The sequence below is a fragment of the Lysobacter sp. KIS68-7 genome, from assembly GCF_021284745.1.
Taxonomy (GTDB): Bacteria; Pseudomonadota; Gammaproteobacteria; order Xanthomonadales; family Xanthomonadaceae; genus Noviluteimonas.
The window spans coordinates 112222-137491 of record NZ_CP089925.1 but is presented as its reverse complement, the minus strand read 5'-3'; the positions used below and the strand labels follow the sequence as shown (position 1 = coordinate 137491).

The following is a 25270-nucleotide window of genomic DNA, read 5'->3' as shown; positions in this document are numbered from 1 at the left end:
CGGAGAGTTATGGCGGGTTGGTCGGTGCGGATGCGGGCGGTGGTGCGACCGTCGAAGCCGGCGCGGGTTCCGCATCGGCGGGCGAGGGGACGGTCGTCGCGGGCGCGGGTTCGACCGAGCCGGGCGCCGCAACCGAGCTCGCGCCGGCAGGCCCTTCCTCTTCGATCTTGCCGCCGCGCGTGCGCGCGCCTTCCACTTCCAGTCGGATCTCGACCGCATCGCCGACGACGCTCTGCCACGCCGTCATCGCGAAATCCTTGCGGCTCACGTGCGTCGTCGCGGAGAAGCCCGCGGTGCGGTGGAACGGCGGCAGCGGGTGGCGCTTGACCTGGTTCAGCGTGACATTCAACTTCACTTCGCGCGTGACGCCGCGGATCGTCAGGTTGCCGATCACCGTGGCATGCATCGCATCGATCGGCTCGACGCGCGTCGAGACGAAGACCGCTTCGGGATGTTTGTCCGCATCGAGGAACTTGGGCGCGAGCACCGCCGCGTTCCATTTCGGATCGCCGAGTTCGAGGCGCTTCAGCGGAATGTGCGCTTCCACGTGCGCCTTCGACCAATCGTCGGGGTCGAACACCAGCGTGCCGGTCGTGCCGGAGATGGTGGCCATCGGATTGGAGAAGCCTGCGTGGCTCACCGAAAACATCACGCGCGTGTGCACGGGATCGAGCGCATACGTGGCTTGTTCGGCATGCGCGCTGGTCGCAAGCAGCAACGCGAACAGGAGGGGCACGGCTTTCAGGTTCATGGGTTTCGAGTACCAGGTGGCCATGGAGTTGAATGTCCGGCGCCGGGCCAAAGGTTCGAAGGCGCCATCTTAGGCCGGTTGTGTGAACGCTGCCTTCGGACGCTGTGTTGCGCGCAACCGCCGGGTCACAAGGCGTATCCCTTGCCGGAACCGACCCGCGGACCCGACCCCATGCGCCTGCTCCTCGCCTGCCTGCTGTGCATCGCCCCGGCCCTGCATGCCGCCGTCCCCACGGTCGCCACGCTCCCAGTAGAGCCCCTGATCGAAACCGGCCGCGATGGCCAGCACCTGAACTTCGACCTCGTCTTTTCCAACGACAGCGACCGCGCGCTGGAACTCACCGGCATCGAAGCCACGCTGTTCGATCGCGAAGGCCGCTTCTTCTCGCAGCGTCGCCTGGACCAGAACGGCGACAGCACCACGATGAGCCTGGCCACGCTGCCCAACCGCACGTTGCCCGCGAAGGGGCGGCTGGTGGTCTTCAATCCCTTCCCGGAGTTCGAGAAGGCAACGTGGCTCGGCGACCTGCGCTACGTCGCAACGTTCCGCCCCGCGGGCGATGAGAAGGCCGACGAGCAGCGCGTGGAGATCCGCGTCGCCCCGCGCGCGTTCGTGCCGCACACCGCGTTGCGTTTCCCGCTCGACGGCGACGTCTTCGTCCACGACGGCCACGATTTCCTCGCCCACCATCGCCGCCTGGATATCACCGGCGGGATGACGACGCACTTCAACATCACCTCCAACTTCATGCGTTACGCGCACGACTTCACCATCGCCGATGCGCAGGGCAAGCTGTTCCGCACCGATGGCGCGACGCCGGAAGACTGGTACGGCTATGGCACGCCCATCCATGCGACGGGCGATGGTGTCGTGATGGAGATGCACGACGGCATGCGCGACAACCGCAAGGGCGGCCCGCCGCCGTTCACGCAGGACGAGATCATGAAGAACCTGCGGTTGTTCCTCGGCAACCATGTGGTGATCGATCATGGCAACGGCGAATACAGTCTGTTCGCGCACATGAAGCAGGGCAGCGTGCGGGTGAAGCCCGGGCAGCGGGTGCGCGCGGGCGAGGTGATCGGCCAGATGGGAATGTCCGGCGATGCGTTCCTCGTGCACCTGCATTACCAGCTGCAATCGGGTGCGGGATTCCAAGAAGGCCTGCCTGCGTATTTCCACGACGTGCAGGTGCAGACGGGGGCGGGCTGGAGTGCGCCTTACACCGGGCCGGTGGACAGCGGTGACCTGGTCAAACACTAGATGGGCGTTCCGCCGCGAGCTGCCGTGTGCTCCTCGCCGCTCACATACCGCAGCTCCCGTCGAGGAGCACACGGCATCTCACGTCGGCCCGCTCGCTATTTGATCGTTGCGCGGAGCGTCTGGGAGTTGCGTGTCGCCGCAATGCGAACGCGTGCGCCAACTTCCGGCTCCGGACGGTCGGCACTTTGCCCCCTCGCTCGCTGCATCGGCATGTGCGTCCCGCTTCGGAGGCAAGGTGCCTAGATATCAATTCAGAGGACGCCCCTTCGGTCCGAAGGGGCGCGTGCCCACAAATCTCGCTAGGCACGTTGCCTGCCGAAGGTGACGCACGCGACGGCGCAGCGCCGAGGTGGGCGACGGGCCGACGATCCGAAGCTACGGTGTTGGCGCACGCGATCCGATCGCGACGCGCCCACAACCCCAGACGCTCCGCGAGGGCATCGAGTCGCGAAGCGGTCCGACGTGAGACGTCGTGTGCTCCTCGACGGGAGCTGCGGTATGTGAGCGGCGAGGAGCACACGACGGCTCATGGCGGAACGCCCGTCTGGTGTCGTCGCAGCTTCTCAGCGCTTGCTGTGTGCGTGCACTTCGTCGACGAGCGCAGCGACATGCTCCGGCTTCATGTCCGGCGAAAGCCCATGCCCCAGGTTGAACACGTGGCCCTCTCGCGAACCGCCATTACCGGCCGCATAACTGTCGAGCGCCTCGCGCACACGCATGCGCACACTGTCGGGCGAACCGTACAACATCGCCGGATCCAGGTTGCCCTGCAACGCCACCTTGCCCTGCGTACGACGCGCCGCCTCCGACAACTCGACCAGCCAATCGACGCCGACACCTTCCGCACCACTGGCTGCCAACTCTTCGAGATACGGCGCATTGCCCTTGCCGAACAAAATCAACGGCGCATCGCCGCGATCCAGTTCCTTCGCAATGCGCGTCAGGTAGGGCAACGAGAACTCGCGATACATCGCCGGCGACAACACCCCACCCCACGTATCGAACACCTGCAACGCCTGCGCACCCGCTTCGCGCTGCGCGCGCAGGTAAGCGATCACCGCATCGGTGTTCACCGACAACAGCGCATGCATCGTCTTCGGATCGTCCAGCGCGAGCGCCTTCACCTTCGAATAGTTGTCGCTGCCGCCGCCTTCCACCATGTAGCAGGCGAGCGTCCACGGGCTGCCCGAGAAACCGATCAGCGGCACGCGGCCATCGAGTTCGCGACGGATCACGCGCACGGCGTCCATCACGTAGCGCAGCTCGCTGCCCATGTCGGGAACCGCGAGCTTCGCGACGTCCGCGGCGCTGCGCACCGGGCGTTCGAACTTCGGGCCTTCGCCTTCGACGAAATACAGGCCCAGGCCCATCGCATCCGGCACGGTGAGGATGTCGGAGAACAGGATCGCGGCGTCGAGGTCGAAGCGCGCGAGCGGTTGCAGCGTGACTTCGCAGGCGATGTCGGGGTTCTTCGCCATCGCCAGGAAGCTGCCGGCCTTCGCGCGCGTGGCGCGGTACTCCGGCAGATAGCGGCCGGCCTGGCGCATCAACCAGACGGGGGTGGCGTCCACGGGTTCGCGGCGCAGTGCGCGCAGGAAGCGGTCGTTCTTCAGGGGAGCGGTCACGCAGAATCCTTCAGTCAGGGGCGCGGGGCTTCGGCGCCCTGCACGAACATCAGCTGGAATCCCTTCTTCAGTTGCAGGTCGCGCGCATGCTCGAACGCGGCCAATGCGCTGTCCTGGTCGAGGAACTGCTCGCGGCGCAGCGTGCTGCGGCCGCCCATCTGGCCGGTTTCGCGCACGAGCGTCCAGCCGCCGAGCAGGTCGGCTTCGAGTTGCAGCTGGACGAAGCGCGGGGCTTCGCGACCGTTGGGCCGTTCCTGGAGCAGCAGGCGCATCAGGGACGCAACGTTTAAGGGGGTGCAGATTGTAACGGCCGCATGGCCGCAAGGACGTCCGCGTCCTTCACCCCGGGCGTGATTTCGGCCTTGCCGGCCCCGCGCCAGAGCACGAAACGCAGGGATCCGGCCGTCGCTTTCTTGTCCAGGCGCATGCGGTCGACCAGCGCGGCGAGGTCCAGGCCCGCCGGGATCGCGACCGGGAGGCCGAAGCGGGTGAGGAGCGCGGCCAGGCGCGTGGCGTCGGATTCGGGGGCCATGCCGAGCCGCGACGAGAGGTGCGCGGCGCACACCATGCCCACGGACACGGCTTCGCCATGGTTGAGGCCGCCATAGCCCTGTTCGGTCTCGATGGCGTGCGCGAAGGTGTGGCCGAAGTTGAGCAGCGCGCGTTCGCCGCGTTCGCGCGGATCGCGTTCGACGATGTCGGCCTTGTGCGCGCAACTGCGGGCGATGGCTTCGACGAGCGCGGCGGGGTCGCGGGCGAGCAGGGCGTCGGCGTGGGCCTGCAGCCAGTCGAGGAAGGCGATGTCGCGGATGGCGCCGTACTTCACGACTTCGGCCAGGCCCGCGCGCAATTCGCGGTCGGGCAGGGTGCGCAGCGTGGCGGTGTCGGCGAACACGGCGCGCGGCGGATGGAAGGCGCCGACGAGATTCTTTCCTTGCGGAAGATCGACGGCGGTCTTGCCGCCGACGGAGGAGTCGACCATTGCCAGCAGCGTCGTCGGCACCTGCACGCAGTCGATGCCGCGCATCCAGCAGGCGGCGGCGAAGCCCGCGAGATCGCCCACGACGCCACCGCCGAGCGCGACGATGCAGGCATCGCGCGTCGCGCCGAAGTCGGCGAGTTCGCGCATCAGTTCGGCGAAGCGGTCGAGGGTTTTCGATGCTTCGCCTGCGGGAATGCAGGAGACGATGACGCGCGCATCGGGCAGGTGCGCCTGCAGGGCGTCCGCGAGATCGCGCGCATACAAGGGCGCGACCTGTGCGTCGCTCACGATCATGACATGGCGGCCGCGCACGTGCTTGGCGAGTGCGGCGCCGTCGCGCAGCAGGCCTTCGCCGATGGCGATGCGGTAGGGCGCTGCGCCGCCGACGTCCACATGCTTCATGCCGCCACCTCGCGTCGCCATTGCGCGTCGATCAATCGTCCGAGCGTTACCACCGCGTCGTTGACGGCAAGGCCATCGGTGCGGAAACGGAGGTCGGCCACATCCGAGTACAAGCCGGCGCGTTCTTCGGCGAGTGCGTGCAACACCGCTTCGCGATCCTCGCGTTGCAGCAGCGGCCGCGTGCGATCGCGCGCGAGGCGTTCCATCTGGCCTTCGACCGACAACTCGAGCAACACGACGAACGCGCGCGCCTGCAGGGCCTGCCGATTCTCTTCCGACAACACCACGCCACCCCCGGCGGCGATCACGCGGCTCGGCGATTGCAGCAACGCGTTCAGCATTGCGCGCTCACGCACGCGGAAGCCCGCTTCGCCTTCACGTTCGAAGATGGTCGACACGCTCGCCCCCGCATGGGATTCGATCGCCGCGTCCATGTCGTCGAACGGCAGGCCCAGGCGCTGGGCCAGGCGGCGGCCGATCGTGGACTTGCCGGCGCCCATGGGGCCGACCAGGACGAGGTGGGGGGCGGGATTCATGCCGGCGATCTTAATGCGCGACAATGGCCGCATGCGCCCCCCGCTGCCCGCCGACGTCCTGACGACCTTCGACCGCCTGTTCGACGAAGCCCTCGCGGCGGGCGAACCCGATCCCACCGCGATGACCGTCGCCAGCGCCGATGCCACGGGCGCGCCGTCCGCCCGCACCGTGCTGCTCAAGGCGCACGACGAGCGCGGGTTCGTCTTCTACACCCACCTGGACGGGCGCAAGGGCCGCGAGCTGCAGGCCAATCCGCGCGCCGCGTTGCTGTTCCACTGGCCGCGCGTGCGGCAGGGCGTGCAGGTGCGGATGGAGGGCGCGGTCGAGATCGTCGACGACGCCGAGGCGGATGCGTACTTCGCTTCGCGGCCGCGCGGCAGCCAGCTGGGCGCTTGGGCGTCGGTGCAATCGGAGACGCTGGAATCGCCGGAAGCCTTCGAAGCGCGCCTGGCCGAAGTCGCTGCGCGCTTCGACGATCGCGACGTGCCGCGTCCCCCGCGCTGGAGCGGCTTCCGCATCGTGCCGCGCACGGTGGAGTTCTGGTACGGCGGTGCGTATCGCCTGCACGAGCGCTACCTGCACGAATGCAGCGGCGACGGCACGTGGTCCGTTCGCATGCTGCAGCCCTGATCGATGGGTCCGCGTCGCATCGTCTGCCTCACCGAGGAACCGACCGAAACGCTCTACGCGCTCGGCGAGCAGGACCGCATCGTGGGCATCAGCGGTTTCACGGTGCGCCCCACGGCCGCACGGCGCGACAAGCCCAAGGTCAGTGCGTTCACCAGCGCGAAGATCGAGGCGATCCTCGCGCTGAATCCGGACTTCGCCATCGGCTTCTCCGACATCCAGGCCGATATCGCGGCCGAGTTGGTGCGACGCGGCGTGGAGGTGTGGATCTCCAACCATCGCAGTGTCGAAGGCATCCTCGATTACATCCGTCGCCTCGGTGCCCTGGTGGGGGCGGACGATCGCGCGAATGCGTATGCGGATTCGCTGCAGCGCGGCCTCGATGTCATCGCCGCCGACGCCGCGCGCCTGCCGCAACGCCCGCGCGTCTACTTCGAAGAATGGGACGAGCCGCGCATCAGCGGCATCCAGTGGGTCGCCGAACTCGTGCGCATCGCCGGTGGCGACGACATCTTCCCCGAGCGCGCGCGTGAATCGCTGGCCAAACACCGCATCCTCGCCGACGACGAAGAAACGATCCGCCGCGCGCCCGACATCGTGCTCGGCTCCTGGTGCGGCAAGCGCTTCCGTCCCGAACGCGTCGCCGCGCGCGTCGGTTGGGAGAACGTGCCTGCGGTACGCGACAACGAACTGCACGAGATCAAGTCGCCGATCATCCTGCAGCCGGGGCCGGCAGCGCTGACCGATGGCGTGACCGAGATCGCCCGCATCGTGCAGGCGTGGGCCGCGAAGCGCTGAGTCGTCAGCGCGGGATTTCGCGCGAGAACGTCAGTTGCGCCGAAGGCGCACCTTCGGGTGCGACATCCACGGTGAAGCGCAGCGTATCGGGCCCCGCGATCGAGAACGTCCCGATGTAATCGATGTAGTTCGTCGCCGTGGGCGTCGCCTTCATCTTGATCGCGATGTTGTTGCCTTCCAGCGTCTGCGCGCGCGCTTCGACCTTCGCCGTGGCCGAGGTCTCGCCGCGCCGCACGGTGACCAGCAGCATCCACACCTGCTCACCGCGCGGGATGCCGTATTGCCGCGTCACGCGTTCGGGCAGTGCCATCGTGTCGACGGCGGAGGCGAGCACGTGCACGTCGCCGGTCTGCAGTTCCGCGGGTGGCGGCGCGGGTTGCGCAGGCGTGGGCGCGGATCCGCCGCCGCAGGCCGCGAGCGCGAGGCACGCGGCGAACAACGGTGCGTGCAGGCGATCAATCGTTCGCATCGGAGAGTTCCTTGCCGCGCGCGGCGGCCGCGTGCACGGCGCGTGCGACGAGCGCCTCGAAGCCGCCGGCCTGGAAGGTCGTGATGGCCGCATGCGTGGTGCCGTTGGGCGAGGTCACGCGGCGGCGGAGTTCGGCGGGTTCGACATCGCTTTCCACGAGCATGCGGCCCGCGCCGAGGATGGTCTGCAGCGCGAGCACGCGCGCGGCCTCGTGCGACAGGCCTTCGGCTTCGCCCGCGGCCTGCAGCGCTTCGGCGAGCAGGAACACGTAGGCGGGGCCGCTGCCGGACACCGCGGTCACTGCGTCCATCCGTGCTTCCTCGTCGATCCAGACGCAACGGCCCGTCGCTTCGAGCAAGGCCTGCGTGCGCGCACGCCCGGCCGCATCCACGCGCGCATTCGCGAACAAACCGGTCACGCCCGCCCCGAGCAACGCAGGCGTATTCGGCATCGTGCGCACGACGGGCAACGCACCGCCGAGCCAACGTTCGAGTTGCGTAGTGGTGATGCCCGCGGCGATTGAGACCATCAAAGGCTTCGCCGATTGCGCAGCCGGCGCGAGCGCCTCGCACACCTCGCGCATCACCTGCGGCTTCACCCCGAAGATCCAGGTGTCGGCGCCTTCGATGGCGTGCGCGTTGTCGGCGAACACCGTCACGCCGAAATCCTTCGCGAGCGCCTCGCGCAGGGCATCGACGGGTTCGGACACGCGGATCGCACGCGGTGCCATGCCGCGCGCCACGAGGCCGCCGATGAGGCTGCGCGCCATGTTGCCGCCGCCGATGAAGGCGACGGTGTGGAGGGTCGTATTCATGTCGCGCAGTTTACTGCCGCGCGCCGAACAGGGCCGTGCCCACCCGGACGAGTGTTGCGCCTTCGGCGATGGCGAGTTCGAAGTCTTCGCTCATGCCCATCGACAGCGTGTCCATCGATGGGTGGCGGGTGGCCAGGATGTCGTAGAGGACTTTCATGCGGTGGAATGCGGCGCGGCGGCGTTGCAGGTCCGGCAACGGCGCCGGGATCGCCATCAGGCCGCGCAGCGCCAGGCGCGGGTGCGCGGCGATGGCATCGGCCAGGCCGGCCGCTTCCCCGGGCGCGCAGCCGTGCTTGCTGGCCTCGTCGTCGATGTTCACCTGGATCAGGACGTTCAGCGGCGGCCCACCCGTCCGCGCTGCCGCGAGCAAGGGCACCAGCTTCAGGCGATCGACGGTCTGCACCCAGTCGAAGATCGACGCGGCGACCGCGGCCTTGTTGGATTGCAGGTGGCCGATCAGGTGCCACTCGATGCCGGACGCGCGGGGGTCGCCGGCCAGCGTCGCCTGCTTGGCCTGCGCTTCCTGCACGTAGTTCTCGCCGAAGGCGCGCTGGCCCTGCGCGGCGAGCCCGGCGACTGCTTCGGCAGGCTGCAGCTTGCTGACGGCCAATAGCCGAGGTCGTGGCCGACCGGCTTGCCGGGCCGCGTTATCAAGTCGTTGAACGACCGCATGCAGGGCGTGGGTGAGCACCTCGTCGCAACCTCGTGTTCGACGCGGGAATCGCGGTTGACACCCCGGGAGGGGCGGCGCCCATACTGCCCGCCGGGGGGTGCCCGGCACCAGTCGTTCGTAAATCGTCGAAAGAAAACTGCCGTGCGGGGGAGCACGTAACATGGATATCGCCGAACTCCTGGCGTTCTCGGTCAAGAACAAGGCCTCGGACCTCCACCTGTCCGCCGGCCTGCCGCCCATGATCCGCGTGGACGGCGACGTCCGCCGCATCAACATCCCGGCCCTCGACCACAAGCAGGTGCATGCGCTTGTCTACGACATCATGTCGGACAAGCAGCGCCGCGATTACGAGGAATTCCTCGAAGTCGACTTCTCGTTCGAGATCCCGGGTCTGGCGCGCTTCCGCGTCAACGCCTTCAACCAGAACCGCGGCGCCGGTGCGGTGTTCCGTACCGTTCCCTCCGAGGTGCTGACCCTGGAAGACCTCGGATGCCCGCGGATCTTCAAGGAACTGATCGAGCAGCCCCAGGGCCTGATCCTCGTGACCGGCCCGACCGGTTCGGGCAAGTCGACCACGCTGGCGGCGATGCTCGACCACGTCAACAAGAACGAATACGCGCACATCCTCTCCGTCGAGGATCCGATCGAATTCGTGCACACCTCGCAGAAGTGCCTGATCAACCAGCGCGAAGTGCACCGCGACACGCACGGCTTCAACGAAGCCTTGCGCTCCGCGCTCCGCGAAGACCCGGACTACATCCTGGTCGGCGAAATGCGCGACATCGAAACCATCCGCCTGGCGCTGACCGCCGCGGAAACGGGCCACCTGGTGTTCGCCACGCTGCACACCTCGTCGGCCGCCAAGACCATCGACCGCATCATCGACGTGTTCCCCGCCGGCGAAAAGCCGATGGTGCGCTCGATGCTGTCGGAATCGCTGCGCGCGGTGATCTCGCAGGCGCTGCTGAAGAAAGTCGGCGGCGGTCGTACCGCGGCGTGGGAAATCATGGTCGGCATCCCGGCCATCCGTAACCTCATCCGCGAGGACAAGGTGGCGCAGATGTATTCGGCCATCCAGACCGGCCAGTCGTACGGGATGATGACGCTCGACCAGCACCTGCAGGATCTCGTGAAGCGCAGCATGGTCACGCGCCAGCACGCGAAGGAATACGCCAAGGACAAGCGGCTGTTCGAGTAACGGTCGGGGAGCACAAACATGAGCAGCATCGATTTCACCTCGTTCCTCAAGCTGATGGCGCACCAGAAGGCGTCGGACCTGTTCATCACGGCCGGCATGCCGCCCTCGATGAAGGTCCACGGCAAGATTTCGCCGATCACGCAGAACCCGCTCACGCCGCAGCAGAGCCGCGACCTGGTTCTCAACGTGATGAACCCGCAGCAGCGCGAGGAGTTCGAAAAGACGCACGAGTGCAACTTCGCGATCGGCGTGGCCGGCGTGGGTCGCTTCCGCGTGTCGTGCTTCTACCAGCGCAACCAGGTCGGCATGGTCCTGCGCCGCATCGAGACCAAGATCCCGAGCGTGGAAGAGCTGAACCTGCCGCCGATCATCAAGACGCTGGCGATGACCAAGCGCGGCATCATCATCTTCGTGGGCGCCACCGGTACCGGTAAGTCGACCTCGCTCGCGGCGATGATCGGCTACCGCAACCAGAACTCGACGGGCCACATCATCACCATCGAGGACCCGATCGAATTCGTGCACAAGCACGAAGGCTGCATCATCACCCAGCGCGAAGTCGGCATCGACACCGACAGCTGGGACGCGGCCCTGAAGAACACGCTGCGCCAGGCGCCGGACGTGATCATGATCGGCGAGGTGCGTACCCGCGAGGGCATGGACCACGCGATCGCCTTCGCCGAAACCGGCCACCTGGTGCTGTGCACGCTGCACGCCAACAACGCCAACCAGGCGATGGACCGCATCATCAACTTCTTCCCGGAAGACCGCCGCGGCCAGTTGCTGATGGACCTCTCGCTCAACCTCAAGGGCGTGGTGGCGCAGCAGCTGATCCCGACGCCCGACGGCAAGGCGCGCCGCGTGTCGATGGAAATCCTGCTGGGCACGCCGCTCGTGCAGGACTACATCCGCGACGGCGAGATCCACAAGCTGAAGGAAGTGATGAAGGAATCCACCAACCTCGGCATGAAGACCTTCGACCAGAGCCTGTTCGAGCTGTACCAGGCCGGCGAGATCTCCTACGAGGACGCGCTGCGCTACGCCGACTCGGCGAACGAAGTGCGCCTGCGCATCAAGCTGGCGCAGGGCGGCGACGCACGGACGCTGGCGCAGGGCCTCGACGGCGTGGAAGTCGCCGAAGCCCGATAACGCCATCGAGAGCGGCATCGAATCGAAGGAGCGGGCAACCGCTCCTTCTTTTTTTGCGCATCGGGCCTGCGCCGGGGCTAGAATCCCGGCCATGCAGGCCCAACCCACGCCTCTCGCCAATCGTTTGCTGATCGCGCTGCCGGCGCTCGCCGACCCTCAATTCGCGCGCAGCGTGACGCTGGTGTGCCAGCACGACGAAGAAGGCGCGATGGGCGTGGTGGTCAATCGCGCATCGGAGTACACGCTGGGCGATGTGTTCCAGCAGATGGGCATCGAAAGCGAGGACGAATCGCTGCGCGGGCAGATCGTGCTCTCCGGCGGCCCCGTGCATCCCGAGCGCGGCTTCGTGCTGCACGACGGGGGCGATGCCTGGGATTCCACGCTCGCCATCAGCGACCGGCTGTACGTGACCACCTCGCGCGACATCCTGGAAGCCATGGCCGGCGGCGCCGGTCCCACGCACGCCGTGGTCGCACTCGGGTGCGCCGGCTGGGGCGCGGGGCAACTCGAACAGGAACTCACCGAGGACAGCTGGCTCATGGTCCCGGTGGACGCGGGCCTGTTGTTCGACATCCCGCTGGATGCGCGCTGGCGCGCGGCCGCGGGCAGCATCGGCATCGACCTGACGCAGGTCGCCGACTACAGCGGGCACGCGTGACGGACGGCAGCGCCATGGCCGGCACGCCCATGAAACTCGACGGTACGGTGCTTGGCTTCGATGTCGGCGCTCGCCGGATAGGAGTTGCAGTCGGCAGCGCCTTCGGCCACGGGGCGCGCGCGCTCGCGGTGATCGACGTGCATGCGCACGGCCCCGATTGGAATGCCATCGACCGCCTGCGCAACGAATGGCGCCCCGACGGCCTGGTGGTCGGCGACCCGATGACGATGGATGGCGGCGACCAGCCGATCCGTCGTCGCGCGCATGCCTTCGCGCGCGAACTGTCCGGGCGCTATCGCTTGCCCGTCGTCCTCGTCGACGAACGCGCGAGCTCCATCGAAGCCGCGCAACGTTTCGCGTCCGATCGCGCCGAAGGCCGCAAGAAGCGCCGCGACGCCGCCGCGCTCGATGCCGTCGCCGCTGCCGTCATCGTCGAGCGCTGGCTCGCCGCGCCGCAGGACGCGATCCGCATCGACGATGCACCCACGCCCACCCCGACCCCGCCCAACCACGGAGCCGCCGAGTGACTGTCGCCCAGGTCGACGCGCAGGGACGCCTGCGCCATTTCCTCACGCTCGAAGGTCTGCCCCGCACGGTGCTCGTGCGCCTGCTCGACCTTGCACAGAACTTCGACGATCGCCGCGGCGATCCCGCGTTGCGCAGCGCGCTCGCCGGCAAGACGGTGTGCACGCTGTTCTTCGAACCCTCCACGCGCACGCGTTCGAGCTTCCAGATCGCCGCGCAGCGCCTGGGCGCGGACGTGCTCAACTTCGATGCCAGCACGTCCTCGACGAGCAAGGGCGAGACCGCGCGCGACACGCTGAAGAACCTCGAAGCGATGGGCGTGCACGGCTTCGTCGTGCGCCATCGCGAAGACGGGGCGGTCGCTGCGCTCGCCGGCGATGCGCGTCCAGGCACCGCGCTGGTGAACGCCGGCGACGGCCGCATCGCGCATCCCACGCAGGGCCTGCTCGACATGCTCACGTTGCGCCAGGCCAAGGGCAGCGACTTCTCGCAGCTCAAGGTCGCCATCATCGGCGACGTGAAGCATTCGCGCGTCGCGCGCACGGACCTGCATGCGCTGCGCACGCTCGGCGCGGGCGAGATCCGCGTGTGCGGGCCGAAGTCGCTGCTGCCGAACGACGAGACGCTCGCCGGTTGCAGCGTGACGCAGGATTTCGACGCCGCGCTGGAAGGCGTGGACGCCGTGATGATGCTGCGCCTGCAGCGCGAACGGATGGAAGAAGGCCTGGTGGGTTCGCTGGCCGAGTACCACGGCGCTTACGGTTTGACGGCGCAGCGCCTCAGGCGCGCCGCGCCGGAAGCGGTCGTGCTGCATCCGGGCCCGATGAACCGCGGCGTGGAAATCGATGACGACGTCGCTGATGGTCCGCAGTCGTTGATCCTGCGCCAGGTGGCGAACGGCGTGGCTGCGCGCATGGCGGTGCTGGAAGTGTTGCTGGGCGCCTGATTCGCTGCGTTCAGCGTAGCAGGATGAGCGTCGCCAACCCCAGGAACGCGAGGAAGCCCATCACGTCGGTGACGGTGGTCAGGATCACGCCGCCGGCGAGCGCGGGGTCGAAGCCCATGCGCTTGAGCAGCAGCGGGATCATCACGCCGGCGCCGGCGGCGCTGAGCAGGTTGATCGTCAGCGCCGCACCGATCACCAGCGAGAGCATCGGGTCGCGGAACCAGGCGAACACGATCACGCCCAGCAGCAAGCCCAGGCTCAGGCCGTTCATCAGTGCGACGCGCAACTCCTTCCACAGCAGCGTCTGCACGTTCGACGCACCGACCTGGCCGAGCGCGAGGCCGCGCACCATCAGCGCCAGCACCTGCGTGCCCGCGTTGCCGCCCATGCCCGCGACGATCGGCATCAGCACCGCAAGCGCGACGATCTTTTCGATCGTGACTTCGAAGCGCCCGACCACGCTGGAGGCGAGGAAGGCGGTGCCGAGGTTGATCGTCAGCCACGTCAGGCGGCGCTTGAACGCACGCGGCACGGGCGAGAAGAGGTCTTCATCCTCGTCCAGGCCGGCCGCGCCGAGGGCCTGGTGCTCGGCCTGTTCGCGGATGATGTCGACGACGTCGTCGATGGTGATGCGGCCGAGCAGGATGTTGTTGTCGTCCACGACGGGCGCGGAGATCCAGTCGTGGTCGGAGAACTGGCGCGCGACTTCGTCCGAGGATTCCTCGACGCCGATCGCGGGCTGCTGGTCGTCGATCAACTGGTTGATCGGCGTGTTCGCCTCGTGCGTGAGCAGCGACTGCAGCGCGATGCGCCCCAGGTACTGGTGGCGGCGGCTGACGACGTACAGGTGGTCGGTGTGGTCGGGCAGTTCGCCGCGCAGGCGCAGGTAGCGCAGGACGACATCGACGGTGGTGTCGGTGCGCACCGTCACCACGTCGGGGTTCATCAGGCGGCCCGCGGTGTCCTCGTCGTAGGACAGCACCTGCTCCAGGCGCTCGCGGTTCTCGCGGTCCATCGACTTGAGGATCTCGTCGATGACGGTATCGGGCAGGTCCTCGACGAGGTCGGCGAGGTCGTCGATGTCCAGGTCCTCGACGGCCGCGACGATTTCGTCCGGGTCCATCTCCGCGAGCAGGCTCTCGCGTACGTCGTCGCCGACGTGGACGAGCACTTCACCGTCATCCTCGGCATCCACCAGGCCCCACACGATGGTGCGCTTGGCCGGCGGGAGCGATTCGAGGAGGTTGCCGATCTCGGCGGGCGCGAGCGTGTTGACCAGCCGACGCACGGGGCCGAGGCGGCCGCTGTCGAGCGCGTCTGAAAGCAGACGCAGCTGGCGCGCGGTCTTCTCGTGGCGGATGGCTTCGGCCATGCGGGGCTTCCGGTGGCGGGCCGCGCACGAGGGCGCGACAGGGTCAGGCGTTCATAAGGGCGGATTATGGACTTCCGCGCGTGGGGCGCCTACCCCTCAATGCGCATGGCCGTTGCGCAGCCAGTCTTCGATGCCCTTGCGGGTGCGCGCGCGCAGCAGGGCAGGGGCGCGGGCGCGCAACGCGGACAGGTCGCAGTTGCGGATCGCGCGGCGCAGTTCGAGCAGCGTGTTGGGGTGCAGGCTGAACTCGCCCAGGCCGAGTGCGAGCAGGAGCGGCGCATAACGCGCATCGCCCGCCATTTCGCCGCAGACCGCCACGGGCTTGCCGCGCTTGTGGGCGATGCGGATCACGCTGTGCAGCAGGCGGACCAGGGCCGGGTGCAGCGGCGTATAGACCTCGCCGAGCGCTTCGTTGTTGCGGTCGGCGGCGAGCAGGTACTGGACCAGGTCGTTGGTGCCAACCGAGAGGAAATCCACCGCGCCGACGAAGGTGGGCAGGGCGATCGCCGCCGCCGGCACTTCGATCATCGCGCCGAGCGGGATCACGTCGGCGACTTCGTGGCCGTCGCGGCGCGCGTCGGCGAGCACGGTCTTCAGCATGCGACGCACCGCGAGCACTTCTTCGCGCGCACTCACCATCGGCACCAGCACGCGCACCGGGCCATAGCCGGAGGCGCGCACGATCGCGCGCAGCTGCGTGCGGAACAGCGCATCGCGCGCGAGCGAGAGGCGCACGCCGCGCAGGCCGAGCGCGGGATTCGGTTCGTCTTCGAGTACCAGGCCGCTGCGGTCGGCCTTGTCTGCGCCCAGGTCGAGCGTGCGGATGGTGACGGTGCGGCCGGTCATGCCGAGCACGACATCGCGATACGCGCGGAACTGTTCCTCTTCGTCCGGCAGTTCGTTGCGCTGCAGGAACAGGAACTCGGTGCGGTACAGGCCCACGCCCGCCGCGCCCAAAGCGTGCGCTTCGGCGACGTCGGCGCGCGATTCGGCGTTCGCCCACAGTTTGATGTCCACGCCGTCGGTGGTGCGCGTGGGTTCGCGGCGCAGGCGATTGAGCTGGCGGCGCTCGCGCACCTGGTCGCGCATGCGCGCACGATGGCCGCGCAGGTCGTCGGCGTTGGGTTCCAGCACCACCAGCCCGCTGGTGCCATCCACTGCAAGCACGTCGCCGTCGTTGACCTTCAGCAAGGCTTGCGCGGCACCCACGACGAGCGGCACGTGCAGGCTGCGCGCGAGGATCGCGCTGTGCGACAGCGCGCTGCCGCCCGCGGTCACCACGGCCATCACGCCCTGTGCCTGCAGCTGCGCGAGTTCGGCCGGTGCGATGTTGTCGGTGACGAGGATGTCGCCCGCCAGGCCTTCGACCGGCGCCGAACGCCGATGCAACGCAGCGTGGATGCGGCCGATCACCTGGTCGATGTCGTCGATGCGGCTGCGCAGGTACGCATCGTCCATGCCGGTGAAGACATTCGCGATGCGATCGCGCTGCAGGCGCAAGGCATAGTCCGCGGTGTAGCGGCCCATGCGGATCAGGTCATCCAGGCCGTGCAGGAGTTCGGGGTCGTCGAGCAGGAGCGCGTGCAGGTCGAGGAACTCGCCGACTTCCTGCGCCAACGCGCCATGCAGGCGCACGCGCAGCACGCGCATTTCTTCGCGCACGACATCGATGGCGGCGTGCAGGCGCTCGAGTTCGGTTTCGACCTGCTCTGCGGGGATGCGTTCCTCGCGGACGTCCAGCACATGCGGCAGCCGGACCCGGGCGCGGCCGAGCGCGCTGCCGCGCGAGGCCCCATGCCCGGGCAGGACCTGCCGCATCAGCCGCCCTCGTCGAACAGGCGCTCGAACAGGTCGGAGACCGCGGCCGCGGCTTCGGCTTCGTCCTCGCCATCCACGCGCAGCACCACGGGCGTGCCTTGCCCGGCGGCGAGCAGCATCACGCCCATGATGCTCTTGGCATTCACTTCCCGGCCCTTGGCGGCGAGCGTGGCGCCGGCGCGGTAACCCGACAGCAGTTGCACGAGTTTCGCCGTCGCCCGCGCATGCAGGCCGAGTTTGTTGGCGACGAGGAGTTCGCGTTCGATCACGTGGGGGATGTCCTGGTGCGTGCTACGCGTCGTCGTGGATCACGCCATTGCGTGCTCCGGCGGCGGCGACATTCGGGAGTTCTTCGAGGTCCATCTCGGCGTAGTTCATCACCCGCAGCAACATCGGCAGGCTCAGCGCGGACACGCGGCGCATGGGCGTGCCGATGCGCGCGAGCTTGGCGGCGAGGTTGCTGGGCGTCGCGCCGTACAGGTCGGTGAGGACCAGCACGCCCTGGCCGCCGTCGACGCGGCGCAACGCGGCGCTGGCGGCGGGCAGCAATTCGTCGGGGTCGGCGTCGAAGGGGACTTCGAAGGCTTCGGTCCGCAGCGGCAACTGGCGCAGCAGGCGCGTGGCGACCGCGAGCAAGGCGGTGCCGACCCCTTCGTGCGTGATCAGGAGGATGCCGACGGACATGCCGGCAACTTAGCAGAGGGAGGCGATCTCCCGGAAGCGACGGACGTCGCTTCCCCGGAACAGCGCGCCGCGACCGTCAGTCCAGTTCGCGATGGTGCACCGCAACCTCGGCCCAGCCGCGTTCCCGGCAGTGGCGGGCCAGCCGTTCGGCCAGGTAGACCGAGCGATGGCGGCCGCCCGTGCAGCCGAAGGCCACGGTGACGTAGCTGCGCGTGTCCGACTGCAGGCGCGGCAGCCAGGTATCGAGGAAGGTTTCGATCTCGCCGGCGTACTGCGCGACGTCCGGCTGCGCTTCCAGGTACTCGCACACGTCCTTGTCCCGGCCGGAGAGCGGACGCAGGCGCGCATCCCAGTGCGGGTTCGGCAGGCAGCGCGCATCGAACACGAAGTCCGCGTCCGGCGGCACGCCGCGGCGGTAGGCGAAGGATTCGAACAGCAGGGACAGCGAACCCGCTTCGCCCAGGCCGAATTCGGTGATCACCACGCGGCGCAGCTTGTGCACGTTGAGGTGGCTGGTATCGAGCACGACGTCGGCGATCTGCCGCAGCGGCTTGAGCGCCTGCCGTTCGAGCGCGATCGCGTCCGCAAGCGCGAGGCCGAGGTGGCTGAGCGGATGGCGGCGGCGCGTGTCGGCATAACGCCGCAGCAGCACGTCGTCTTCCGCGTCGAAGAACAGGAGTTTCGGATCCAGGCCGAGCGCACCGACTTCCGACAGCACGTCGGGGATCAGGCCGAGGTCGCCGCCGCTGCGCACGTCGAGGCCGACGGCGAGTTTTTCCGGACGGTCCTCGCCGCGCGTCACGCGCTTCACGAATTCCGGCAGCAGGTCCGCGGGCAGGTTGTCGACGCAATAGAAGCCGAGGTCTTCCAGCGTGTTGAGCGCCACCGACTTGCCCGAGCCGGACATGCCGCTGACGATCATCAGGCTGGGCACGGGGTGCGCAGGCGGAGCGGGGGGTGGCGGCGGCTGGTTCACGGCGTCAGCTGGAACGTTCGAGGAAATGGGAATGGCGCGCCATGAAGGCCGCGGCGGGATCGACGCCTTTCGCGCGCAGGATGTGCACGCGCGTGGCGGCCTCCGCGAGCACCGCCAGGTTGCGGCCGGGCATGACGGGCAGCGTGATCTGCGGAACGTCGAGGTCGAGCACGCGGCGCGCGTTGAGAACGCCGGTGATGCGCTCCATGCCACTCATCCCGCCGGGCTGCGGTTCCAGGTGCGGCTTGGTGAGATGCACGATCAGGCGCAGGTACTTGTTCTTCTTCACCGCAGTGTCGCCGAACATCTGGCGGATGTTCAGCACGCCCAGGCCGCGCACTTCGAGCAGGTCCTGCAGCAATTCCGGGCAGGTGCCGTCGAGGACGTCGGGCGCGATCTGGGTGAACTCCGGTGCGTCGTCGGCGACGAGGCGGTGGCCACGCGTGATGAGCTCCAGCGCGAGCTCGCTCTTACCCGATCCCGACTCGCCGGTGATCAGCACGCCGATCGAATAGATCTCCATGAACACGCCGTGCAAGGTCACGCGCGGCGCGAGTTCGCGCGCGAGCATGTATTGCAGGTGGTTGAGCAGTTCATGGCCGCGGCGCGGCGAGGACCACAGCGGTGTGTCGGATTCCTCCGCGGCGCCGCGCAGGTCCTCGGGGATGCGTTGGGCCTTGCTGACGGCGATGGCCAGCGGCCTCGCATCCATGATCTTCAGGATCACGTCCGCGCGCGCGCGCGGATCCAGGCTGTCGAGCCAGGTGAGTTCCTCCGTGCCGAGGATCTGCACTTTGTTCGGATAGATGATGTTGAGGTAGCCGGCGAGCGACGGGCGCCGCGCGACGGTGTCCACCGCTTCGAGCACGCGCTCGCCACCGGACAGGCCGGCCATCCAGCGCAGGTCGAGGCGCTCCTGCTGCCGGTCGAACAGCTCGCGTGCGGTGATGCGCTGGGTCATGGTGCGACGGCGGTGTCGAGGAGCAGGGTGCGCAGCGTACCGACGTCGGGCGCGGCGCGCAGCGCATCGCGGAACCCGGCGTCTGCGAACTGCTCGGCGAGTTCGGCGAGCAGTTGCAGGTGCTGCTGGGTGAAGTGTTCGGGCACGGCCATGGCGAAGACGAGGTCGACGGGCTCGCCGTCGCTCGCGCCGAAATCGACCGGTTCGCGCAAGCGCAGGAACGCACCGCGCGCGGTGTCGAAGGCGGGCGTGCGCCCGTGCGGGATGGCGATGCCGTGGCCGATCGCGGTGCTGCCCAATCGTTCGCGCTTGCGCAGGCCCTCGGCGATCGCCTGCGTGTTCGCCGGGGCCGAGTCCGCCAGCAGGCGGGCCGCGGCGTCGAGGACGGCGTCGCGGTCCCCGGGCTCGACGAGCAGGACGATGCGGTCGGCGGCGAGCAGCGACTGGAACGGCATATCGCGCGCGGTCAGCCGCCGCGCGCGGCTTCCCCGCCGCGATGGGAGTCGATCACTTTTTCCTTGTGCTTCACCAGCAGGCGATCGAGCTTGTCGGCGAGCAGGTCGATCGCGGCGTACATGTTCTCGGCCTTCGCGTCGGCATGGAGCGCGCGGCCGGCAATGTTGACGTTGGCCTCGGCGCAATGGTCGGTGCGCTCCAGGCTGAGTTGCGTGCGGACATCGAAGGGCTGGTCGAAATGTCGCGCGAGCCGCGCGAGCTTGGATTCGACGTAGTCGCGCAGGGCAGGCGTGACTTCCAGTTGCTGGCCGTAGGTTTCGATGCGCATCGCAGACCTCCTTCCTTTGCCTCACGTTCGGACCGACAGAATACCCCCGGCGGCCGTGAGGGGAAGTGGCCGGAGGGGGCCGGGGCGAAGGTCAGCCGATGCGCAGGCGGTCCTGCGACGACGGGATGCTCATCGCCTCGCGATATTTGGCGACCGTACGCCGTGCGACGGGCACCCCCGAGGCCTTCAGGGACTCGGCCAGGCGCGCGTCCGACAGCGGCTTGCGCGGATCTTCGCCGTCGATGAGGCGGCGGATCATGGCCTGGATGGCCGTGCTGGAGGCTTCGCCGCCGGCGCCGGTATCGATGCCCGAGGCGAAGAACGCGCGCAGCGGGATCGTTCCACGCGGGGTCCGCACGAACTTGCGGGCGATCGCGCGGGAAATGGTGGACTCGTGCAGGCTGACCTCGGCGGCGACCTCGCGCAGCGTCAGCGGGCGCAGGGCCTGGTCGCCGAATTCCAGGAACGCCGATTGCTGGCGCAGCAGGCAGCGCATCACCTTCAGCAGCGTGTCGCCACGCGCTTCCAGGCTCTTGAGCAACCAGCGTGCTTCCTGCAGGCGGCCGCGCAGGTAGATGGCGTCGCTTTCGTTCGCCGAACGGATCATTCGTTCGTAGCCGCGATGGATGGAGATGCGCGGACGCCCGCCTGCGGCAAGCGCGACGCGCCACTGGCCTTGCTGGCGCCACACGACGCAATCGGGCGTGACGTAGGTATCCGCGGACAGCCCACCCATCTGCGCACCGGGACGCGGATCGAGCGAACGCAACAAGTGCACCGCGCCTTCGATCTCTTCCGGCGGCGCGTGCAATTCGCTCGCAAGGCCCGCCACGCCGATGCGCGGCAAGCGTTCCAGCGGACCTTCGGTCATGCGGATCGCGAGTGCGCGGCCCGGCGTGTCTTCCGGCACCAACTGCAATTGCAGCTGCAGGCATTCGTTGATCGTGCGCGCACCGACACCGGGCGGATCGAAGCGCTGGACCTGGTGCAGCACGGTGACGATCTCGTCCTGCGCGGCGTGCATGCCGGGGCGCAGGCTTTCGGCGACGGCCTCGAGCGTCTCGCGCAGGTAACCGTCGTCGTCGATCGCTTCGATGATGGCCACGCCGATGCTGCGATCGCGTTGCGACAGATGGCTCAGGTGCAACTGCCACAGCAGGTGGTCCTGCAGCGTCTCGGCTTCGGCGACTTGTTCGGCGAGCGGCTCGTCGTCGCTGTCGGCGGGGCCGATGCGTTCGTACCAGGTTTCGTCGCCGTCCCAGGCGGAGGCATCGGCCGGTGCGCGATCGCCATCGCCGTCACTGCCGCTTTCGCCATCGGAGCGGCTGTTGCCATCGGCGACGTGGGTTTCGATCGGCGCGGGTTCTTCCCAATCCAGCAGCGGATTGCTCTCCACCGCGCTGGCGATTTCCACCTCGAGTTCCGCAGTCGACAGCTGCAACAGGCGGATGGCCTGCCGCAGTTGCGGCGTCATCACCAGATGCTGTCCCAGCGATGTCTGGAGGCGGGGCTTCATTCTTTAAGTTCAACGCGGCCGGATGGGATCAACGGCCGGAACGCGGGGACCTAGAGGCGGAAAGCTTCGCCCAGGTACACGCGGCGGACGTCGGGGTTCGCCAGCAGCGCGTCCGGAGCCCCCTGCGCGAGCACGCTGCCTTCGTTGAGGATATACGCCCGGTCGCAGATGCCCAAGGTCTCTCGCACGTTGTGATCCGTGATGAGCACCCCGATCCCGCGCGATTTCAGGTGGCGGACGATGCGCTGGATCTCGCCGACGGAGATGGGGTCGACGCCCGCGAAGGGTTCGTCGAGCAGCATCAGGCGGGGTTTGGCCGCGAGCGCACGGGCGATTTCCACGCGCCGCCGCTCGCCGCCGGACAGGCTGGCGCCGATCTGGCCAGAGACATGCGTGATCTGCAATTCGTCGAGCAGGCTTTCGAGTTCGCGCTCGCGTGCGGTCTCTTCGAGGTCCGGGCGCAGTTCGAGTACCAGGCGCAGGTTGTCGGCGACGGTGAGCTTGCGGAACACCGACGGTTCCTGCGGCAGGTAACCGACGCCCAGGCGCGCACGCGTGTACATCGGCTCATCGCTGATGTCGCGGCCATCCAGGACGATCTTGCCCGCATCGGCGGGCACCAGCCCGACGATCATGTAGAAACAGGTGGTCTTGCCCGCGCCGTTGGGGCCAAGCAGGCCGACGACTTCGCCGGCATCGAGCGTGAGGCCGAAATCGCGGACGACCGCGCGCGAGCGGTAGGACTTGCGCAACCCTTCCGCGACCAGCATCAGCGCGAGCCCGCTGCGCCGTTCTTCGGCTGGAACTGCATCTTCACCCGCTGCTTGCCGTCGCCGCTGCCCTGCACCTGGCCGGACTTCATGTTGTACGCAATGCGCCCACCGGCGATGTTGCCGCGGCCGGGCTGGTCGATGTGCGCATCGCCGGTGAAGACGACGGTATCGGTGGACATGTCGTAGTCGACGTTGGCGGCGGTGGCGTTGATCTTCGAACCGTCGTCGAGCTCCTGGCTCATCTGCACCGGGCTGCCGGTGAGGACGACGCGCTTGATGTCGCCGCCGGTGCGATGCACCACCGCCTGGCCGGCACGCACGTTCATCGTGCCCTGCACGAGGCGGACGTCGCCGGTGAGCGTGCATGCGCCATCGTCGGCCACCGAGCAGTCGCTCTTGTCGGATTCGACGTTGAGCGGCTGGCTGCGATCGGTGGTGCGTGCCCATGCGGAGGTCGCGAACGCCATCGCGGCGAAGGCGGCGAACAACAGGCGAATGCGGAGATCAGCGCGGCGGCGGGACATATTGGACCTTGACGTTCGACGAGAAGCGGATGCGCTTGCTGTCGAGCAGCGCCTCCATGCCCTGGCCGCGCAGTATAGAACCCGGCTGCGAGACCGTGACCAGCACCGGTGAGGTGGCGCGGTTGCGATGGGGGAAGACGTTCAGTTGCTCGGTGGCCATCGTGACCGGCCGCTCGCGGTGGCCCGCGGTCTGCGCCGTCACGTTGCCCGTCAGGCGCAGCTCGTCGCCATCGCCGCTGACCCACCCCGTCTTCGAGCGCACTTCCCACCCGGCCTCGCGCGTCGGGGGCAGGCCTTCGCCGGGGGAGACGGGGATGTAGAAGATGGGTGTGGCCATCGTCATCGTGCGGTCGCCCGGATTGCGTTCGAGCTTGGGCGCGGCGACGGTGAAGGCCTCCAGGCCGGTCTTGTCGAGCACGACGACTTCGAAGTTCGTGAGCACGTAGTCCGAGCGCGCGTTCGATTTCGCCGCGGCGTTGCCCTTCGGGCGATGCGTCCACACGGCCCAGCCGCTCGCGAAGGCCGCGACCAGCAACACCAGGGTGATGGCCTTGCGCTCGTTCACGCGCTGCCTTCGACGCGCACGCCGGTGACGTGCGAGATGTCGGCGAGCAGGTCTTCGGCGTGGCCCTGCGCGGCGAGCAGCAGGTCGCACAGCTCGCGCGCCGCGCCTTCGCCGCCGCGCGCCTGCGTGCGCCAGTGCGCGCGTTCGCGCGTCCACATGTGCGCCTGCGACGGCGCGACCGACAGCCCGACCTGCAGCATCACGCGCAGGTCGGCGAGGTCGTCGCCCATGAAGGCCACTTCGTCGAGCGAGATGCCGAGGCGGCTTGCGATGCCTTCGACGCATTCGAGCTTGTCGCTCACGCCGGTGTGCGATTCCACGCCGAGTTCGGCCGCGCGCCGTTCCGCCGCGGCGCTCGCGCGCGCGGTGACGAAGGCCACGGCGATGCCCTTGCGCTGGAGCAGTTTCAGGCCCAGGCCGTCGAGCACGTGGAAGGACTTGGATTCGTTGCCGTCGCCGTCGATGAGCAGGCGCCCGTCGGTGAGCGTGCCGTCGACATCGAAGCAGGCGAGCCTGATGCGCTTGGCGCGTTCGCGGATGTCGGCGGGGAAGTCGTTCAAATGCGAATACGTTGTTTGAGAGCCTGGCATCAGACCACCCGCGCGCGCAGCAGATCGTGGATGTTCAATGCACCGACGACGCGGCGCTCCTTGTCGACGACGATCAGCGCGTTGATCTTGTGCGCTTCCATCAACTGCGCGGCTTCCACCGCGAGCGCGTCGGCGTCGATGACCTTCGGGTTGCGCGTCATCACCGAGGCGATCGACGTGGCGCGCACGTCGATGCGCGCGTCGTCGAGCGTGCGGCGCAGGTCGCCGTCGGTGTACAGGCCGAGCAGGCGATCGTCGGCATCCACGATCGCACTCATGCCCAGGCGCTTGCGGCTCATCTCCACCAGCGTTTCGCTGAGCGTGGCGGCCTCGCGCACCTTCGGCACCTCGTCGCCCGAATGCATGACGTCGCGGATGTGCAGCAACAGGCGGCGACCCAGCGAGCCCGCCGGATGCGAGCGCGCGAAGTCTTCGGCGGTGAAGCCGCGCGCTTCGAGCAACGCGACCGCGAGCGCATCGCCGAGCGCGAGCGCGGCGGTGGTGCTGGCGGTGGGGGCGAGCGCGAGCGGGCAGGCTTCGGCGGGGACGCTGGCGTCCAGGTGCACGTCGGCCTCGCGCGCCAGCGAGGAATCCGGTCGGCCCGTCATCGCGATCAGCAGGTTGCCCTGGCGCTTGAGCACGGGCAGCAGCATGAGCAGCTCGTCGCTTTCGCCGGAATAGGACAGGGCGAGCACGATGTCGGCATCCGTGATCATCCCCAGGTCGCCGTGGCCGGCTTCGCCCGGGTGCACGAAGAAGCTCGGCGTTCCGGTGGAGGCCAGGGTGGCGGCGATCTTGCGCGCGACATGGCCCGACTTGCCCATGCCGGTGCAGACCACGCGGCCCTTGCAGTCGAGCATGCGGCGGCAGGCATCGGTGAAGGCGCCATCCAGCCGGCCGGCCACCGCTTCGAGCCCCTGGGCCTCGATGGCGATGACGCGGCGGCCGCTGGCCGCGAAGTCGAACTCGGTGATGGACGCGGGCATCGTCGCCATGTGGGGCGCTGGGCGCTGGGCCTTCCGCTAGACTGAGGGGCGCAGTTTACAGGACCACCCCGAATGAACGCCGACACCATCCGCCACCTGATCGAACAAGGCCTGCCAGGCGCACGCGCGCAGGTCCAGGGCGAGGATGGCGTGCACTTCGAGGCCACCGTGGTGCATGCCGATTTCGCGGGCAAGCTCCCGCTGGCCCGCCACCGCATGGTGTACGCGACGCTCGGCGAGCGCATGGGCGGGGAAATCCACGCCCTGGCGCTGAAGACGCTCACGCCCGACGAAGCGAGCGCCTGAC

31 protein-coding genes are annotated in these 25270 nt (G+C 68.4%); 9 read left to right on the top strand and 22 right to left on the bottom strand.

Annotated elements, in window-relative coordinates; genetic code table 11:
- Nucleotides 1-7: 7 nt before the first annotated feature.
- Nucleotides 8-751: a YceI family protein gene (locus tag LVB87_RS00675; protein ID WP_232900582.1), complete on the bottom strand. Its 744-nt coding sequence runs from the start codon at nt 749-751 to the stop codon at nt 8-10.
- Nucleotides 752-922: 171 nt separating this feature from the next.
- Here LVB87_RS00675 and LVB87_RS00670 point away from each other — a divergent pair, with 171 nt between their 5' ends.
- Nucleotides 923-2011, top strand: a complete 1089-nt coding sequence (locus tag LVB87_RS00670; protein WP_232899003.1) for a M23 family metallopeptidase — start codon at nt 923-925, stop codon at nt 2009-2011.
- A gap of 563 nt (nt 2012-2574) precedes the next feature.
- Here the strand turns inward: LVB87_RS00670 and hemE are convergent.
- From hemE to LVB87_RS00650, 4 genes are read right to left on the bottom strand one after another with little or no spacing between them, the layout of a single operon-like run.
- Nucleotides 2575-3636 carry a uroporphyrinogen decarboxylase gene (hemE, locus tag LVB87_RS00665; RefSeq protein ID WP_232899002.1) on the bottom strand — a complete coding sequence of 354 codons (1062 nt, stop codon included), beginning with the start codon at nt 3634-3636 and terminating at the stop codon, nt 2575-2577.
- Nucleotides 3637-3650: 14 nt separating this feature from the next.
- Nucleotides 3651-3908, bottom strand: a complete 258-nt coding sequence (locus LVB87_RS00660) for a WGR domain-containing protein (RefSeq protein WP_232899001.1) — start codon at nt 3906-3908, stop codon at nt 3651-3653.
- 14 nt (nt 3909-3922) lie between these two features.
- Nucleotides 3923-5020 (bottom strand): 3-dehydroquinate synthase, encoded by a 1098-nt coding sequence (gene aroB, locus LVB87_RS00655; RefSeq protein WP_232899000.1) that lies wholly within the window; start codon nt 5018-5020, stop codon nt 3923-3925.
- Nucleotides 5017-5556 carry a shikimate kinase gene (locus LVB87_RS00650; protein WP_232898999.1) on the bottom strand — a complete coding sequence of 180 codons (540 nt, stop codon included), beginning with the start codon at nt 5554-5556 and terminating at the stop codon, nt 5017-5019. Before LVB87_RS00650 ends, aroB begins: the two co-directional genes overlap by 4 nt.
- Before the next feature lie 31 nt (nt 5557-5587).
- Here LVB87_RS00650 and pdxH point away from each other — a divergent pair, with 31 nt between their 5' ends.
- Together pdxH and LVB87_RS00640 are read left to right on the top strand one after the other, a co-directional pair.
- Nucleotides 5588-6187 (top strand): pyridoxamine 5'-phosphate oxidase, encoded by a 600-nt coding sequence (pdxH, locus tag LVB87_RS00645; protein WP_232898998.1) that lies wholly within the window; start codon nt 5588-5590, stop codon nt 6185-6187.
- A gap of 3 nt (nt 6188-6190) precedes the next feature.
- Entirely contained in the window at nt 6191-6982 is a 792-nt protein-coding gene (locus tag LVB87_RS00640) for an ABC transporter substrate-binding protein (RefSeq protein WP_232898997.1), read from the top strand.
- A 4-nt stretch (nt 6983-6986) separates the two neighbouring features.
- Here LVB87_RS00640 and LVB87_RS00635 read toward each other — a convergent pair whose 3' ends face one another.
- From LVB87_RS00635 to LVB87_RS00625, 3 genes are read right to left on the bottom strand one after another with little or no spacing between them, the layout of a single operon-like run.
- Entirely contained in the window at nt 6987-7451 is a 465-nt protein-coding gene (locus tag LVB87_RS00635) for a DUF4426 domain-containing protein (protein WP_232898996.1), read from the bottom strand.
- Entirely contained in the window at nt 7438-8265 is an 828-nt protein-coding gene (gene proC / locus LVB87_RS00630) for a pyrroline-5-carboxylate reductase (RefSeq protein ID WP_232898995.1), read from the bottom strand. The genes LVB87_RS00635 and proC overlap by 14 nt, the downstream gene beginning before the upstream one ends.
- Before the next feature lie 10 nt (nt 8266-8275).
- Nucleotides 8276-8941 (bottom strand): YggS family pyridoxal phosphate-dependent enzyme, encoded by a 666-nt coding sequence (locus LVB87_RS00625; protein ID WP_232900581.1) that lies wholly within the window; start codon nt 8939-8941, stop codon nt 8276-8278.
- 157 nt (nt 8942-9098) lie between these two features.
- Here LVB87_RS00625 and LVB87_RS00620 point away from each other — a divergent pair, with 157 nt between their 5' ends.
- The 5 genes from LVB87_RS00620 (at nt 9099) to LVB87_RS00600 (ending at nt 13414) form a co-directional block, all read left to right on the top strand.
- On the top strand, nt 9099-10136 hold the full coding sequence (locus LVB87_RS00620) for a type IV pilus twitching motility protein PilT (protein ID WP_232898994.1): 1038 nt from the start codon (nt 9099-9101) through the stop codon (nt 10134-10136).
- 18 nt (nt 10137-10154) lie between these two features.
- Nucleotides 10155-11285: a PilT/PilU family type 4a pilus ATPase gene (locus LVB87_RS00615; protein WP_232898993.1), complete on the top strand. Its 1131-nt coding sequence runs from the start codon at nt 10155-10157 to the stop codon at nt 11283-11285.
- A gap of 91 nt (nt 11286-11376) precedes the next feature.
- Nucleotides 11377-11943 carry a YqgE/AlgH family protein gene (locus tag LVB87_RS00610; protein WP_232898992.1) on the top strand — a complete coding sequence of 189 codons (567 nt, stop codon included), beginning with the start codon at nt 11377-11379 and terminating at the stop codon, nt 11941-11943.
- A gap of 14 nt (nt 11944-11957) precedes the next feature.
- Nucleotides 11958-12470 carry a Holliday junction resolvase RuvX gene (gene ruvX / locus LVB87_RS00605; protein ID WP_232898991.1) on the top strand — a complete coding sequence of 171 codons (513 nt, stop codon included), beginning with the start codon at nt 11958-11960 and terminating at the stop codon, nt 12468-12470.
- On the top strand, nt 12467-13414 hold the full coding sequence (locus tag LVB87_RS00600; RefSeq protein WP_232898990.1) for an aspartate carbamoyltransferase catalytic subunit: 948 nt from the start codon (nt 12467-12469) through the stop codon (nt 13412-13414). The genes ruvX and LVB87_RS00600 overlap by 4 nt, the downstream gene beginning before the upstream one ends.
- Before the next feature lie 10 nt (nt 13415-13424).
- Here the strand turns inward: LVB87_RS00600 and mgtE are convergent, their stop codons facing one another.
- The 14 genes from mgtE to LVB87_RS00530 all read right to left on the bottom strand — a co-directional run bounded on the left by mgtE (nt 13425) and on the right by LVB87_RS00530 (nt 24972).
- Nucleotides 13425-14786, bottom strand: coding sequence for a magnesium transporter (mgtE, locus tag LVB87_RS00595; RefSeq protein ID WP_232898989.1), 1362 nt, complete (start codon nt 14784-14786; stop codon nt 13425-13427).
- A gap of 96 nt (nt 14787-14882) precedes the next feature.
- Nucleotides 14883-16604, bottom strand: coding sequence for a phosphoenolpyruvate--protein phosphotransferase (gene ptsP, locus LVB87_RS00590; protein WP_232898988.1), 1722 nt, complete (start codon nt 16602-16604; stop codon nt 14883-14885).
- The gene (locus LVB87_RS00585; RefSeq protein WP_232898987.1) at nt 16604-16873 is read right to left on the bottom strand and encodes an HPr family phosphocarrier protein; all 270 of its coding nucleotides are present in this window, start codon (nt 16871-16873) and stop codon (nt 16604-16606) included. The genes ptsP and LVB87_RS00585 overlap by 1 nt, the downstream gene beginning before the upstream one ends.
- A gap of 22 nt (nt 16874-16895) precedes the next feature.
- The gene (locus LVB87_RS00580; RefSeq protein WP_232898986.1) at nt 16896-17288 is read right to left on the bottom strand and encodes a PTS sugar transporter subunit IIA; all 393 of its coding nucleotides are present in this window, start codon (nt 17286-17288) and stop codon (nt 16896-16898) included.
- Nucleotides 17289-17364: 76 nt separating this feature from the next.
- Nucleotides 17365-18210 carry an RNase adapter RapZ gene (gene rapZ / locus LVB87_RS00575; protein WP_232900580.1) on the bottom strand — a complete coding sequence of 282 codons (846 nt, stop codon included), beginning with the start codon at nt 18208-18210 and terminating at the stop codon, nt 17365-17367.
- Nucleotides 18211-18268: 58 nt separating this feature from the next.
- Complete coding sequence (gene hprK / locus LVB87_RS00570; protein ID WP_232898985.1) at nt 18269-19225, bottom strand: HPr(Ser) kinase/phosphatase; 957 nt, start codon at nt 19223-19225, stop codon at nt 18269-18271.
- Complete coding sequence (locus tag LVB87_RS00565; protein ID WP_232898984.1) at nt 19222-19680, bottom strand: PTS sugar transporter subunit IIA; 459 nt, start codon at nt 19678-19680, stop codon at nt 19222-19224. Before LVB87_RS00565 ends, hprK begins: the two co-directional genes overlap by 4 nt.
- Nucleotides 19681-19691: 11 nt before the next feature.
- Entirely contained in the window at nt 19692-20009 is a 318-nt protein-coding gene (raiA, locus tag LVB87_RS00560) for a ribosome-associated translation inhibitor RaiA (RefSeq protein WP_232898983.1), read from the bottom strand.
- 91 nt (nt 20010-20100) lie between these two features.
- The gene (locus LVB87_RS00555; RefSeq protein ID WP_232898982.1) at nt 20101-21525 is read right to left on the bottom strand and encodes an RNA polymerase factor sigma-54; all 1425 of its coding nucleotides are present in this window, start codon (nt 21523-21525) and stop codon (nt 20101-20103) included.
- Nucleotides 21526-21575: 50 nt separating this feature from the next.
- Nucleotides 21576-22295, bottom strand: a complete 720-nt coding sequence (lptB, locus tag LVB87_RS00550) for an LPS export ABC transporter ATP-binding protein (protein WP_232898981.1) — start codon at nt 22293-22295, stop codon at nt 21576-21578.
- Nucleotides 22295-22822, bottom strand: coding sequence for a lipopolysaccharide transport periplasmic protein LptA (gene lptA, locus LVB87_RS00545; protein ID WP_232898980.1), 528 nt, complete (start codon nt 22820-22822; stop codon nt 22295-22297). Before lptA ends, lptB begins: the two co-directional genes overlap by 1 nt.
- Nucleotides 22803-23387, bottom strand: a complete 585-nt coding sequence (gene lptC / locus LVB87_RS00540) for an LPS export ABC transporter periplasmic protein LptC (RefSeq protein ID WP_232898979.1) — start codon at nt 23385-23387, stop codon at nt 22803-22805. Before lptC ends, lptA begins: the two co-directional genes overlap by 20 nt.
- Nucleotides 23384-23977, bottom strand: coding sequence for an HAD hydrolase family protein (locus tag LVB87_RS00535; protein WP_232898978.1), 594 nt, complete (start codon nt 23975-23977; stop codon nt 23384-23386). Before LVB87_RS00535 ends, lptC begins: the two co-directional genes overlap by 4 nt.
- Nucleotides 23977-24972: a KpsF/GutQ family sugar-phosphate isomerase gene (locus LVB87_RS00530; protein ID WP_232898977.1), complete on the bottom strand. Its 996-nt coding sequence runs from the start codon at nt 24970-24972 to the stop codon at nt 23977-23979. Before LVB87_RS00530 ends, LVB87_RS00535 begins: the two co-directional genes overlap by 1 nt.
- A gap of 63 nt (nt 24973-25035) precedes the next feature.
- Here LVB87_RS00530 and LVB87_RS00525 point away from each other — a divergent pair, with 63 nt between their 5' ends.
- Nucleotides 25036-25269 carry a BolA/IbaG family iron-sulfur metabolism protein gene (locus tag LVB87_RS00525; protein ID WP_232898976.1) on the top strand — a complete coding sequence of 78 codons (234 nt, stop codon included), beginning with the start codon at nt 25036-25038 and terminating at the stop codon, nt 25267-25269.
- Nucleotide 25270 lies beyond the last annotated feature (1 nt).